The organism is Nonomuraea coxensis DSM 45129, assembly GCF_019397265.1.
Taxonomy (GTDB): Bacteria; Actinomycetota; Actinomycetes; order Streptosporangiales; family Streptosporangiaceae; genus Nonomuraea; species Nonomuraea coxensis.
The window spans coordinates 6,070,404-6,082,807 of sequence record NZ_CP068985.1 but is presented as its reverse complement, the minus strand read 5'-3'; the positions used below and the strand labels follow the sequence as shown (position 1 = coordinate 6,082,807).

The window sequence follows — 12,404 nt, the reverse complement described above, 5'->3', positions numbered from 1 at the left end:
GTTCTGTCGGTGGCGGCTGTCATTGTGGGCATGACAAAGACTTCAGCCTGTGCGATCGAGGGCCGCGACGACGGCCGTGAGCGCGTTCCGTCCGACGACCCCGAACGAGGTGCCGTGTCCGGCCGACAGCCCCACTCTCCTGCCAGGCCCGCCGCCGGTCGCACGCCGGCCGTGATCTGGCTGCTGGTGCTCGCCACGTTCGTGGTCGTGCTCAACGAGACCATCATGATCAACGCGATCCCCGAGCTGATGACGGCGCTGGCCATCACCGAGCAGACCGCGCAGTGGCTCTCCACCGCCTTCATGCTCACCATGGCCGCGGTGATCCCGGCCACCGGCTGGTTCCTGCAGCGGGTCAGCACCCGCCACGCCTACGCCACCGCGATGGGCCTGTTCCTGGCCGGCACGGCGCTGGCCGCCGTCGCGCCGACGTTCGAGGTGCTGCTGGCCGCCCGCATCGTCCAGGCGGCGGGCACGGCCGTGATGATGCCGCTGCTGATGACCACGCTGATGCGGGTGGTGCCGGAGGAGGACCGGGGCCGGGTGATGGGCAACGTCAGCCTGGCGATGTCGGTCGCGCCCGCCATGGGGCCGGCCGTCTCCGGGGTGATCCTGCAGCTCGGGTCATGGCGGCTGCTGTTCGCCGTGGTGCTCCCCATCGCCGCCGTCATCACCTGGGGTGGGCTGAAGCGGCTCCAGGACGTCGGCGAGATCGAGGCGGGCAGCATCGACTGGTTCAGCGTGGTCACCGCCGCCGCCGGGTTCGGCGGCCTGGTCTACGGTCTCAGCCGGTTCGAGGGCGGCGACTCCGTCCTCGCCGCGGCGATCGTGGTGGCCGGGCTGGTCACCATCGCCGTCTTCGTCGTCCGCCAGCTGTGGCTGCAGAAGCACGGCGTGCCGCTGCTGGACCTGCGCACCCTGCGCAGGCGCACCTACACCGTCGCGCTGATCCTGATGTCGGTCGCCTTCATGGCGATGCTCGGCTCGATGATCCTGCTGCCCCTCTACCTGCAGAGCCTGCGCGGGCTCAACGCCCTGGAGACCGGGCTGCTGGTGATGCCGGGCGGGCTCGCGATGGGGCTGCTCGGCCCGACCGTGGGGCGGCTGTTCGACCGGTTCGGCGGCCGGGTGCTGGTCGTCCCGGGCTCGATCGGGATCATGCTCACGCTCGCCGGGTTCACGCAGGTGTCGATGACCATGCCCTACTGGCAGATCCTCGTCCTGCACGCGCTGCTCATGGTCAGCCTCGCCGCCACCTTCACCCCCGTGTTCACCCTCGCGCTCGGGGCGGTGCCGCCCCGGCTCTACTCCCACGGCAGCTCGATCCTGAGCACGCTGCAGCAGGTCGCGGCGGCGTTCGGCACCGCGCTGGTGATCACCGTGATGAGCGCGCGGTCCGACGCGCTGCGGGCGGCGGGGGTCACCGAGGCACTGGCCGACCTCGGCGGGATGCGGCTGGCGTTCGTCATCGGCGCGGTGCTGTCGGTGGCCGTGGTCGGCACCGCCCTGCTGCTTCCCGCCCGTACGGAGGACGCGGAAAGTTCCGAGGAAGCCCGTGCGGTGCACGCCGTGTGAGGCGGGCCGGCTTGCTCAGCGGCCCGGCGGGTCCGACTCGCACCAGGTGAACAGGTCGCGTACGTGGAGGGGTTCGGTGTCGGGGTCGGGTTCGGGGGCCGGTGTGTCGTCCGGTTGCCCGGGCCCGGGAGGGATGTCGCCGGTGGACGGCGGAGGGTCGTCGTGCATGACCCCCACCTTGACGGTCCACGGAGATCAGGCGCAGCCGTACGGACCGATCGGGCATGGTCAGGAGGGACGGATCACGGCGGCCTGGCCGGACCACGGCCGAGTGTGGACGGAAATCGGCCGTGATGCCGGGCGACGACCGGAGCCGATACCGGATGCCGATACGGGCGCGATCGTCGCGATGCCGTCGTGATCCGCCGTCTTCACCGGCTGCTCTCGCCGGAGGACTGGCTCACCACCACCAATCCCAGTCGTCTCCCCAGGGGCCGCCCCACCACCGTCTGCGATGACGGCAGCGACGGCGGCACCAACGGCGCCGGCAGCAGCCTCCGCCTTCGCGGAACCCGTACCTGGACATGGTTCCTCCCTCCGCCGGTGTGATCCGCTCATTACGACGCTAGCTCGCATAACGGGGCAAAATGTCGCATATGTCGCTATTTCGCGGTCGTTTGACGGGGATTTCACGATGCGGGGTCAGGCGTCCGCGGCGGCGCGGCGGTCCGCGTAGCGGCCAGGCGTGCAGCCGTACTCCTTGGTGAAGGCCGAGATGAACGCCGACGGGCTGGAGTAGCCCACGCGGTGCGCCACCTCGGCGACCGGCCGGGTCTCCAGCAGCACCCGCGAGGTGCTGAGCCGCAGCTTGGTGCGCACCTTCGAGTACGGCATCCCGAACTCCCGCTCGAAGTCCCGCTGCAGCGTCTTCACGCTGATGTGCAGCCGTTCGGCCCACTCGGCGAGCCCGGCCTCGTCACCGGGGTCGTGGGAGAGCGCCCGCGCCACGGCGAGCGCGAAGCCCGTGCCGGTGGCGTGGTGGCCGACGAAGTCGGCGGCGCCCGGGCCGAGCCCGGCCATGATGCGGGTGCGGGCGGCGAGCGCCGCGTCCTCGTCGTGTCCCGGCCGGCAGACGGCCTCGATGAGCCGCGCCGCCTCCGGGTCCACGGAGACCGCGCCGGCCCGCAGGCCCACGAGCCCTTCCGGGACCTCCCGGAGGCAGATCCGGTAGACGCTCTGGCGGTCGGCGGCGCGTACCTCGTGGGTGACGGCCCGGTGCGCCCAGAACGCCTCGCGCGGCCCGACGAACTGCGTGCGGGACCCGTACCTGGTCGCCAGCATGCCGTCGGAGGACCAGTAGAGCTGGTGCAGGAAGTCCTGGCGGCCCTCGCTGAACTCCAGCACGGCCGCGGAGCGGTACTTGAGCACGAGGATGCCGTCCGGCCGGCCGAGGCCGTAGCCGTACTCCTCGCACCACAGCGGGTCCGTGCCCACGGGGTCGGCGAGGGTCACGGATTGGCGTCTCGGCGACATCGGTTGGCCTCTCAGAGACATCAAGGGGAACGGGAGTAAGGGTAGCCTAACCTCATCTCTAGTAGGTGAAGGAACCCCATGCACCACGTCCACCTCCGGCGCGCCGCCGGAGCTCTCGTACTCACGCTCGCGATGACGGCCGGCTGCGGCTCGACCGGCTCCGCCGGGCAGCAGGCGTCCACCGGCGCCGGCGCCGACCAGAGCGCCGCGGCCACGCGCGTGTTCGCCGCCGACAACGGCGAGGTCACCATCCCGGCCGACCCCAAGCGGGTCGTCGCCACGGGCTACGCGGTGCCCTCCCTCATCGAGGCCGACGCCGCGCTGGTCGGCATCTCCTCCTGGCGGCGCGGCCTGCCCATGATGTCGGACGAGGACCGGGCCACCTACGACCGGCTGGAGAAGATCGCCGGAGAGACCGCGGCGGAGACCAACTACGAGGCCATCGCCAAGGCCAAGCCCGACCTCATCGTCATCGGCGTCCCCGCCCCCGCCATGGCCGACCTGGACATGGATCGGCTGAAGTCCATCGCGCCCGTCGTCGCCATCGGCCCCACCGTCCCGTCGGCGTGGCGCGAGCTGTCCCAGCGCCAGAGCGACGCCGCCGGCCGCTCCGTGAACTTCGGGGAGGCCAAGGCCGCCTACGAGAAGAAGGCCGGCGAGCTGGCCGCCAAGTACAAGGACGCGCTGTCGAGCCTGAAGTTCGGCCACGTCGGCGCGTACGGCGAGATCGCGGGCGGAACGTTCCAGCGCGAGTTCGCCGGCTCCTGGGGCACCAACATCGCCACGGACATCGGCGTCAGCTACTACGGCGAGGTCAAGAAGAAGGGCGGCAACGCCGCGGACGTCACCGAGTACCCCTCGATCGAGGAGCTGAACGAGAGCCTCGGCGAGGCGGACGCGATCACGTACACGGTGCAGGCCGACGGCAAGCCGAACGAGGCCGTCCAGTACGTGCTCGACTCCAAGCTGTGGAAGAGCCTGCCCGCGGTCAAGGCGGGCAAGGCGTTCCCGATCCGCTACACCGAGGCGGCCACGTACGCCTCGGCCATGAAGACCCTGGACGCCATCGACCAGGCGCTCGCGCCGCTGCTCGCCCAGTGAGCCGGCACGTGGAGATCGAGCGCCACGACCCGCGCGGCCGGGTCGCCGCCCACCACGCGACCGGCTCCGGCGTGACCAGGATCGGCTACCCGATCGGCGTCCGCACGGTGCCGGTCGCCCGGCGCGAGCTCGTCACCCCGCGCATGCTCCGGCTCACGCTGGCGGGCCCCGAGCTGGACGGCTTCCACACCTACCAGGCCGACGACCACGTGAAGATCGTCTTCCCGGACCCCGACGGCACCGTCCGCGCGCCGGTGCCGAACGAGCGCCTGGAGCTCGACTGGCCCAAGCCGTGGTCCCCCACCCGCAAGTACACCGTGCGCCGCTACGACGCGGCGGCGCGCGAGCTGGACCTGGACATCGTCCTGCACGAGGGCGGCGTCGCCTCCGCGTGGGCGGCCCGCGTCGCGCCCGGCGACCCGGTGACGATCGCCGGCCCGCCCGGGGCCAAGGCGTTCCCGCACCACTACCCGCACTACGTGTTCGCCGTGGACGCCACCGCGCTGCCCGCGGCCGCCCGCTGGCTGGAGGAGTCACCGTCCGGCGTCTCCGCGCACCTGGTGATCGAGACCGACGACCCGGCCGAGCACGCGTACCCGCTGGCGGAGCGCGCCGGCGTGGAGGTGACCTGGCTCGTCCGCGAGGGCGGCCGGTCGCTGCTGGCCGAGACCGTGCGCGGGCTGCGGCTGCCGGAGGGGCCGGCGTTCCTGTTCGCGGCGGGGGAGGCGGGCGACATCAAGCCGCTGCGCGTCTGGAGCGCCGGGCGGCTGGACGCGCTGTTCACCGGCTACTGGAAGCGTGGAGTCGCGGGGCTTGAGGACTGACCCTTCCGGACGCCGGACCGTGCCCGCGGCGCGGCGCCGGCCCGTCGTCCTCGCCGCTTTCGTCCTGCTGCTGCTCGCCGCGCTGGTCGCGAGCGTCTGCGTGGGGGCGCGGGCGATCGCGCCCGCCGACGTCTGGCGGGCGCTCGCCGGCGCGGACGGCGGCGGAGAGGCGTACCTGATCGTGCACGACGTGCGCGGGCCGCGGACGCTGCTCGCCGTCTGCGTCGGCGCGGCGCTCGGCGTCGCGGGCACGCTGGTCCAGACGCTCACGCGCAACCCGCTCGCCGAGCCCGGCCTGCTGGGGGTCACCTCGGGGGCCGGCTTCGCGATCAACGTCGGCGGCCTGCTGGGGCTGGCCGGCGGGCAGGTGGGACAGCTCGCGCTGGCCTCGCTCGGCGCGGCGCTGACCGCCGTCCTCGTGTACACGCTCGGCTCGGCCGAGCCGCTGCGCCTGGTGCTGACCGGCGTCGCGCTCAGCGCGGTGCTCTCCGGGATCTCGCTCGGCCTGCGCCTGACGCTGCCGGACGTGTTCGACCGGTACCGGTTCTGGTCGATCGGCTCGCTGGCCGGGCACGAGCACGCGCCGCTCGCCCTCCCCGCCGCGACGATCGTGCTCGCCCTCGTCGGCGCGGTCCTGGTGACCCGGCCGCTCAACGCGCTCGTCCTGGGGGACGAGGCCGCGCGCTCGCTCGGCGGGAACGTCGTGCGCACCCGGGTGGCGGTGCTGGTGCTGGTCACCGTGCTCGCCGGGGCGGCCACCGCGGTCGCCGGGCCGATCGCCTTCCTCGGGCTCATGGTGCCGCACCTGGCCAGGCGGCCGGCCGGCGGGTCGATCCCGTGGCTGATGGCGTACACGATGGTGCTGGGGCCGGTGCTGCTGCTGGCCTCGGACGTCGTCGCGCGGGTGCTGCTGCCGACCGGCGAGGTGCCGGTGGCCGTGGTCACGGCCTTCGCGGGCGCGCCCGCGCTCATCTGGGCGGTACGCAGGCGCGGGCGGGTGGCGGCATGAGCCGGCCCGCCGCCGCGCCTCCCGTCCTGACCCGGTCCGTCGTGCTGCGGATGGGCTCGTGGTCGTTCCGTGCCGGCCGCCGGACGCTGGTGGTGTCCGGCGCGCTGCTGGTCGCGGCCATGGGCGTGGGCCTGCTCGGCCTCTGTCTGGGCGGCGGCTCGTGGACCGCCCCCGGCGAGGTGCTGGCCGCGCTGGCCGGCCAGGGCGACTCGGTCGTCGTGGTACGCGAGTGGCGCCTGCCCAGGGTCGTCGCCGGGCTGGTGTTCGGCGCGGCGCTCGGCCTGTCCGGTGCGGTCTTCCAGAGCCTCACGCGCAACCCGCTCGGCAGCCCCGACGTCGTCGGCCTCGACGCGGGCGCGTACACCGGCGCGCTGGTCGCGATCACCGTGCTGGGCGGCGGCGCCGCGACGCTCGCGGGCAGCTCCGTCGTGGGCGGCCTGCTGGCGGCGGCGGCCGTCTACGTCCTGTCGCTCGGGTCGCGGCTGAGCGGCCTGCGCCTGATCGTCGTCGGGATCGCGGTGAACGCCATGCTGACGGCGCTCAACTCCTGGATCGTGCTCCGCGCCGACCTGGACGTGGCCATCGCCGCCACCGGATGGAGCTCCGGCTCGCTGAACGGGCTGGACTGGGACGAGATCGCCGTGCCGATCGCCGTCATCGCCGCCCTCGCCCTGCTGCCGGCGGCGCTCTCGCCCGCCATGCGGCAGACGGCGCTCGGCGACGAGCAGGCGGTCGCCTCCGGCGTGCGGCTGAACCCGTTGCGGCTGCTGCTCGTGCTGGCCGGCGTCGGCTGCACGGCGACGGTGACCGCAGCGGCCGGGCCGATCATGTTCATCGCGCTGGCCGCGCCGCAGATCGGCCGGCTGCTGGCGGGCACGGCCGGCGTCGCGCTCGCCCCGGCGGCGCTGGTGGGCGCGGTGCTGCTGTCCGCCGCCGACGTGGTCGCGCAGGTCCTGCTCGCCCCGGTCGCCCTGCCCGTGGGCGTGGTGACGACGGTGATCGGCGGCTGCTACCTGATCACGCTGCTCGCCGGAAAGGCGCGCGCGGGCGGCCGGTCCGCCGCCTGAGCACGCGGCCCGCCCCGGCCGGGCGCGGGCCGCCTCGGGTCAGCCGGGGTGGCTCGGGTCAGCCGGGGTGGCTCGCGCGCATCTCGTGCTCGATGTCGCGGGCGGTCACCGACAGCGCGCCCACCAGCTCAGGAAGCCGGTTGCGGGAGAAGCGGCTGGTGGGCATCGACACCGACACGGCCGCCTGGGCGCGGCCGTCGGGACCGCGCACGGCCCGGCCGACGGCGGTGACGCCCGACTCCGTCCTGCCGGCGTTGATGGCGAAGCCCCGCTCGCGGACGTTGCGCAGCTCGCGGCGGAGCGCCGTCAGGTTGGGCCGCTGGTCGAGCCGGTCGGCCCACTTGTCCTCGCCGTAGAGCCCGTCGAGCCGCTCCTGCGGCAGGTCGGCGAGCAGGACCTTGCCGCCCGAGGCCAGGTGGGCGGGGAAGACCATGCCCTCGCGGTTGCCGACGCGCAGCGCCTGCGTGCACTCGACGGAGCCGATGAAGCGGACGTGGTCGCCGGAGAGTATCTGCAGGTTCGCGCTCTCCTGGACCCGCTCGACCAGGGCGGCGAGGTGCGGCATGGCGACCGCGCGGAGCAGCGCGGTGTGCGACTGCGACCGGCCGCCCAGCGAGAGCACGGGCCCGGCGGCGTACTGGTGGTCCTCGCGGCGCACCGCGAAGTCGCGGTAGACGAGCATGGCGAGCAGCCGGTGCGCGGTGGAGGGCGCCACCCCGAGCCGCCGCGCCGCCTCGCCCACCCCGAACGGGCCCTCGACCTGGAGCATGACCGCGAGCTGCAGCGCGTGGTCGACACTGCGGACGAGATAGTTGGGAGGATTCTTCACAGCAGAATCTCCTATTCTTTTCCGGCCTCCACCCTACAAGCTGGAAGTCCGCGGGAACGGCGGCGTGCCGTCGCGCCGTCCCGCGCCAGAGGAAGCTAGGAGTGGACATGACCGAGATCGCGAACTCCCCGGTTCGCCTCACCGCGGTCGACTCGCCGGGTCAGCCGACCCCGTCGGCGGCCCTGGAGGAGCTGTACCGCGGCTTCGAGAAGGAGCTGCTGGTCCCGCTGTGGACCGAGATCGGCGACCTGATGCCGCTGCACCCGAGGAGCAAGGCGGTCCCGCACCTGTGGCGGTGGGAGAACCTGGTGGCCCTGGCCGGCGAGGCCGGGCGCCTGGTGCCGGTCGGCAGGGGAGGGGAGCGGCGCGCGATCGCGCTGGCCAACCCGTCGCTCGGCGGCCGGCCGTTCGCGACGCCGACGCTGTGGGCGGCGATCCAGTACCTGATGCCGGGCGAGGACGCGCCCGAGCACCGCCACACCCAGCACGCCTTCCGCTTCGTCGTCGAGGGCGAGGGCGTCTGGACGGTCGTCGGCGGCGACCCGGTGCCGATGCGCCGCGGCGACTTCCTGCCCCAGGGCGGCTGGAACTGGCACGCCCACCACAACGCCGCCGACCGGCCGATGGCCTGGATCGACGGCCTGGACATCCCGTTCCAGTACGTCACCGAGTCCCAGTTCTTCGAGTTCGGCCGCGACCGGATCAGCGACGCCGAGCGCAGCACGCCCGAGCGGTCCCGCTCCGAGCGGCTGTGGGGGCACCCCGGCCTGCGGCCGGTGTCCGCGCCCGGCGCGCGGACCTCGTCCCCGCTGCTGGCCTACCGGTGGGCCGACACCGACCGCGCCCTCGCCGACCAGCTCGCCCTGGAGGCCGAGGGGCACGCCGGCACCGTCGAGCCGGGTCACGCCGCCGTCCGCTACACCAACCCGACCACCGGCGGCGACGTGCTGCCCACCATCCGGGTCGAGATGCACCGCGTGCGCGCGGGCGCCGAGACCGCGCCGTGCAGGGAGACCGGGTCCTCGGTCTACCAGGTCTTCGACGGCAGCGGCCGGATCACCGTCGGCGACCGGTCGTGGTCGGTGACCCGCGGCGACCTGTTCGTCGTGCCCTCCTGGACGCCGTTCTCGGCGCGCTCAGAGGCGTCGGCGTCCGACTCCGACTCCGGTGCGCTCGACCTCTTCCGGTTCAGCGACAGCCCGATCTTCGAGGCGCTGCGCCTCGACCGCTCCGACGTGGAAAGGCCGCAGGCATGAGGCTCGCCACCATCCGTACCTCCCAGGGGGACACCCGCGCCGTCCGCGTGGAGGGGGAGACCCTGATCGACCTGGGCCTCGCCGACGTCGGCGAGCTGCTGGCCCGGCCCGACCGGGCCGAGCGCGCCGCCCGCGCGGGCGAGCCGGTGGCCGGGTCCGGGTTCGCGCCCGTCGTGCCGAACCCCGGCAAGATCGTCTGCGTGGGGCTCAACTACCGCAACCACATCCTGGAGATGGGCAGGGAGCTGCCGCGGTACCCGACGCTGTTCGCCAAGTATCCCGAGGCGCTGGTCGGCGCGTACGACGAGATCCGGCTCCCGCCGGAGTCCGGCCAGGTGGACTGGGAGGCCGAGCTGGCGGTCGTCATCGGGACGCGGGTGCGGCGCGCGGACGAGGCGGAGGCCGCCGCCGCCATCGCCGGGTTCGCCGTGCTCAACGACGTCACCATGCGCGACTGGCAGTACCGCTCGCCGATGTGGCTGCAGGGCAAGACCTGGGAGGCCAGCACGCCGTTCGGTCCTTACCTGGTGACGCCGGACGAGCTGGAGGGCGGTGTGCGGCCCTCGCTCACGCTGACCGGCTGGGTGGACGGCGAGCAGGTGCAGCAGGCCGACACCGCCGACCTCGTGTTCGACCCGGTGGACCTGGTCCGCTACGTCTCCACGATCCTCACGCTCAACCCCGGGGACGTCATCGCCTCCGGCACGCCGGGCGGCGTCGGCCACGCCCGCAAGCCCGCCCGCTACCTCGCCGACGGCAGCGTCCTCGCCACCGAGATCACCGGCCTCGGCCGCTCGGAGGTCAAGGCCGTCGCCGAGCCGGCCGCGCGATGAGCGGCGGCCTGATGAGCGGCGATCCGATGAGCGGCGGCCCGATGGCCGGCGACCGCAGCCGCGCCGACAGCCTGCGCTGGGCGGCCGAGGGCACCACGATCTTCTTCGACGCCCTGGCCGGGCTGCCGGACGAGCGCCTGGACGAGCCGACCGCCCTGCCGGGCTGGAGCGGCAGGCACCTGCTCGCGCACGTGGCCGCGAACGCCGACGCGCTGGCCAACCTGGTGCACTGGGCGCGCACCGGCGAGGAGCGGCCCATGTACTCCTCGCCGGAGCAGCGCGACGCCGACATCGCCGCGGGCGCCGCCAGGCCCGCCGCCGAGCTGCGGGCCTGGGCGGCGCGGACCGCGGGCGACCTCGGCGCGCGCCTCGCCGAGCTGGACGAGCGGCAGTGGAAGGAGCACGTCCGCACCGCGCAGGGCCGTACGGTCACCGCCGAGGAGATCCCCTGGATGCGCGCCCGCGAGGTCATGGTGCACGCCGTGGACCTCGGCGCGGGGGTGACGTTCGGCGGCCTGCCCGCGGACTTCCTCGCGGCGCTGGCCGGCGACATCGCCGCCAAGCGCGCCGCCGGCCCCGGCCCGGCGCTCACCCTCACGGCCACCGGCGGCGGCGGCACGTGGCGGATCCCCGGCGCCGGACCCGCCGTCGCGGTCACCGGGACCCTCGCGGGCCTGGCCGCCTACCTCTCCGGCCGCCCCTTCGACGGCGTCACCGGCGAGACGGGCGGCCCGCCGCCCGAACTCCCGCGCTGGCTCTAGCCGCTCACTCGCAACTCAGGAAAGGAACGGACATGGTCGGACACGGCCGCGACGTCGACGTCGTCGTGGTGGGCGGAGGCATCGGCGGCCTGGCCAACGCCCTGGCGCTCACGCTGAAGGGCCTGCGGGTCCGGGTGCTCGAACAGGCTCACGAGTTCGGCGAGGTGGGCGCGGGCCTGCAGATCGCCCCCAACTGCACGCGCATCCTCGACCGGTGGGGCCTGCTCGACGAGGTCACGTCGCTCGGCGTGCTCCCGGAGAGCATCGTCATGCGCGACGCGATCGACGGCGAGGTCCTCACCCGGCTCGACCTGCGGGACGTGGAGCGGCGCTACGGCTTCCCCTACATGGTGATCCACCGCAGCGACCTGCACGGCACGCTGCTGCGCGCCTGCCGCGGGGCCGGGGTGGACCTCGTCAACGACGTCGCGGTCACTGGGTACGAGCAGGCCGCGGACGGCGCCGTCGCCGTGCACGCGGGAGGCCGGGAGCGGGGCGCGGTCGTCATGGCCGCCGACGGGCTCCGCTCGGTGGCCCGCCGCCTCCTGAGCGACGACGAGCCGGTCAGCTCCGCCTACGTCGCCTACCGGGGCGCGGTGCCGTTCGAGCAGGTGGCCCGGCTCGACGTGCAGCCCAAGGACGTGGTCGTGCACGTCGGCCCGCGCTGCCACTTCGTGCAGTACGCGCTGCGCCACGGCGAGATGTTCAACCAGGTCGCCGTCTTCGAGTCGCCGAAGGCGCTGGCCGGCGAGGAGGAGTGGGGCACGCCCGACGAGCTGGACGCGGCGTTCACGGCGACCAGCGAGCAGGTGCGGGCGGGGCTGCCGCTGATGTGGCGCGACCGCTGGTGGCGGATGTTCGACCGCGACCCGATCGACGACTGGGTGCGGGGCCGGATCGCCCTCACGGGCGACGCCGCGCACCCGCCGCTGCAGTATCTCGCGCAGGGCGCGGTCATGGCCATCGAGGACGCCTGGGTGCTGTCCGAGCACGTGGCCCGGTTGACGGGCGCGGCCGGCGTGGACTGGGACGGCGCTCTGGCGGCGTACAACGCGGTCCGCCCCCTGCACTGCCGCCGGGTGCTGACCACGGCCCGCGCCTGGGGGAAGCTCTGGCATCACGACGGGGAGAAGCGGGAGTGGCGCAACGCGGTGCTCCGCGCGCGCGACGTCCACGACTACACGTACGTGGACTGGCTCTTCGGGCCGACGGCGCTCACCCCTGGAGAGCTGCCGCCGATGTTCTCCGGGTACGACGGCGAGCCCGTCCTGGCCTGATAATGGTCCGCCGTAACGGCGGTTTCGGGTTCGACTCGCTGAAGATTTCGGGAGCGCTCCCACAGAGCTTGGACCCTGCTCTGCCTGCGCTTACGGAATCCTCGGCCCCCGGTAGGGCGACGGGCGGGCGGTGCCCGCCCGTCCGCTGCTTTTCCGGGGCGGGTCTTGACAGCGCAGGCAGGAGATTTGCTCAAACGTTTGACTAGACCGTTCCATTCTTTCGGGCATGCCGTGAAATATGGGCTGAGCTGCACTTTTGCCGTGTCATCACAATCAGTCAGTATTGCTGCAAGTTCCGGTGAGTCCCTAATTTCATATTGAGACCGGCTCTGTGGTCAGGGATGTCATACTGCGCTGGGAGCGCTCCCGACGACCCGTTCGCGACCTCCGAGGACCCCG

General features: G+C 73.5%; 12 protein-coding genes. 9 read left to right on the top strand and 3 right to left on the bottom strand.

The genetic code is table 11. The annotated features are described in order from the left end of the window. The first annotated feature begins 30 nt into the window (after nt 1–30). Nucleotides 31–1,575 (top strand): MDR family MFS transporter, encoded by a 1,545-nt coding sequence (locus tag Nocox_RS28530; RefSeq protein ID WP_084685940.1) that lies wholly within the window; start codon nt 31–33, stop codon nt 1,573–1,575. A gap of 15 nt (nt 1,576–1,590) precedes the next feature. Here the strand turns inward: Nocox_RS28530 and Nocox_RS28525 are convergent, their stop codons facing one another. Together Nocox_RS28525 and Nocox_RS28520 are read right to left on the bottom strand one after the other, a co-directional pair. Continuing rightward, nucleotides 1,591–1,743, bottom strand: coding sequence for a hypothetical protein (locus Nocox_RS28525; protein WP_157383469.1), 153 nt, complete (start codon nt 1,741–1,743; stop codon nt 1,591–1,593). A gap of 474 nt (nt 1,744–2,217) precedes the next feature. Continuing rightward, entirely contained in the window at nt 2,218–3,027 is an 810-nt protein-coding gene (locus Nocox_RS28520) for a helix-turn-helix transcriptional regulator (protein ID WP_020547320.1), read from the bottom strand. A 99-nt stretch (nt 3,028–3,126) separates the two neighbouring features. On the opposite strand from Nocox_RS28520, the gene Nocox_RS28515 reads away from it, so the two are divergent. From Nocox_RS28515 to Nocox_RS28500, 4 genes are read left to right on the top strand one after another with little or no spacing between them, the layout of a single operon-like run. Beyond that, nucleotides 3,127–4,149, top strand: coding sequence for an ABC transporter substrate-binding protein (locus tag Nocox_RS28515; protein ID WP_020547319.1), 1,023 nt, complete (start codon nt 3,127–3,129; stop codon nt 4,147–4,149). 8 nt (nt 4,150–4,157) lie between these two features. After that, nucleotides 4,158–4,973, top strand: a complete 816-nt coding sequence (locus tag Nocox_RS28510; RefSeq protein WP_020547318.1) for a siderophore-interacting protein — start codon at nt 4,158–4,160, stop codon at nt 4,971–4,973. Further along, entirely contained in the window at nt 4,963–5,982 is a 1,020-nt protein-coding gene (locus tag Nocox_RS28505) for a FecCD family ABC transporter permease (protein WP_051112784.1), read from the top strand. The genes Nocox_RS28510 and Nocox_RS28505 overlap by 11 nt, the downstream gene beginning before the upstream one ends. Further along, nucleotides 5,979–7,049 carry a FecCD family ABC transporter permease gene (locus Nocox_RS28500; protein ID WP_020547316.1) on the top strand — a complete coding sequence of 357 codons (1,071 nt, stop codon included), beginning with the start codon at nt 5,979–5,981 and terminating at the stop codon, nt 7,047–7,049. The genes Nocox_RS28505 and Nocox_RS28500 overlap by 4 nt, the downstream gene beginning before the upstream one ends. Nucleotides 7,050–7,107: 58 nt before the next feature. On the opposite strand, the gene Nocox_RS28495 is transcribed toward Nocox_RS28500, so the two are convergent. Then, nucleotides 7,108–7,878 carry an IclR family transcriptional regulator gene (locus Nocox_RS28495; RefSeq protein ID WP_020547315.1) on the bottom strand — a complete coding sequence of 257 codons (771 nt, stop codon included), beginning with the start codon at nt 7,876–7,878 and terminating at the stop codon, nt 7,108–7,110. A 101-nt stretch (nt 7,879–7,979) separates the two neighbouring features. Here Nocox_RS28495 and Nocox_RS28490 point away from each other — a divergent pair, with 101 nt between their 5' ends. The 4 genes from Nocox_RS28490 to Nocox_RS28475 are packed head-to-tail and all read left to right on the top strand — an operon-like array spanning nt 7,980 to nt 12,005. Beyond that, nucleotides 7,980–9,134 (top strand): cupin domain-containing protein, encoded by a 1,155-nt coding sequence (locus Nocox_RS28490; RefSeq protein WP_020547314.1) that lies wholly within the window; start codon nt 7,980–7,982, stop codon nt 9,132–9,134. Next, entirely contained in the window at nt 9,131–9,967 is an 837-nt protein-coding gene (locus tag Nocox_RS28485; RefSeq protein ID WP_020547313.1) for a fumarylacetoacetate hydrolase family protein, read from the top strand. Before Nocox_RS28490 ends, Nocox_RS28485 begins: the two co-directional genes overlap by 4 nt. Before the next feature lie 11 nt (nt 9,968–9,978). Then, on the top strand, nt 9,979–10,728 hold the full coding sequence (locus Nocox_RS28480) for a maleylpyruvate isomerase family mycothiol-dependent enzyme (RefSeq protein WP_020547312.1): 750 nt from the start codon (nt 9,979–9,981) through the stop codon (nt 10,726–10,728). A 32-nt stretch (nt 10,729–10,760) separates the two neighbouring features. After that, entirely contained in the window at nt 10,761–12,005 is a 1,245-nt protein-coding gene (locus Nocox_RS28475) for an FAD-dependent monooxygenase (protein ID WP_020547311.1), read from the top strand. Nucleotides 12,006–12,404 lie beyond the last annotated feature (399 nt).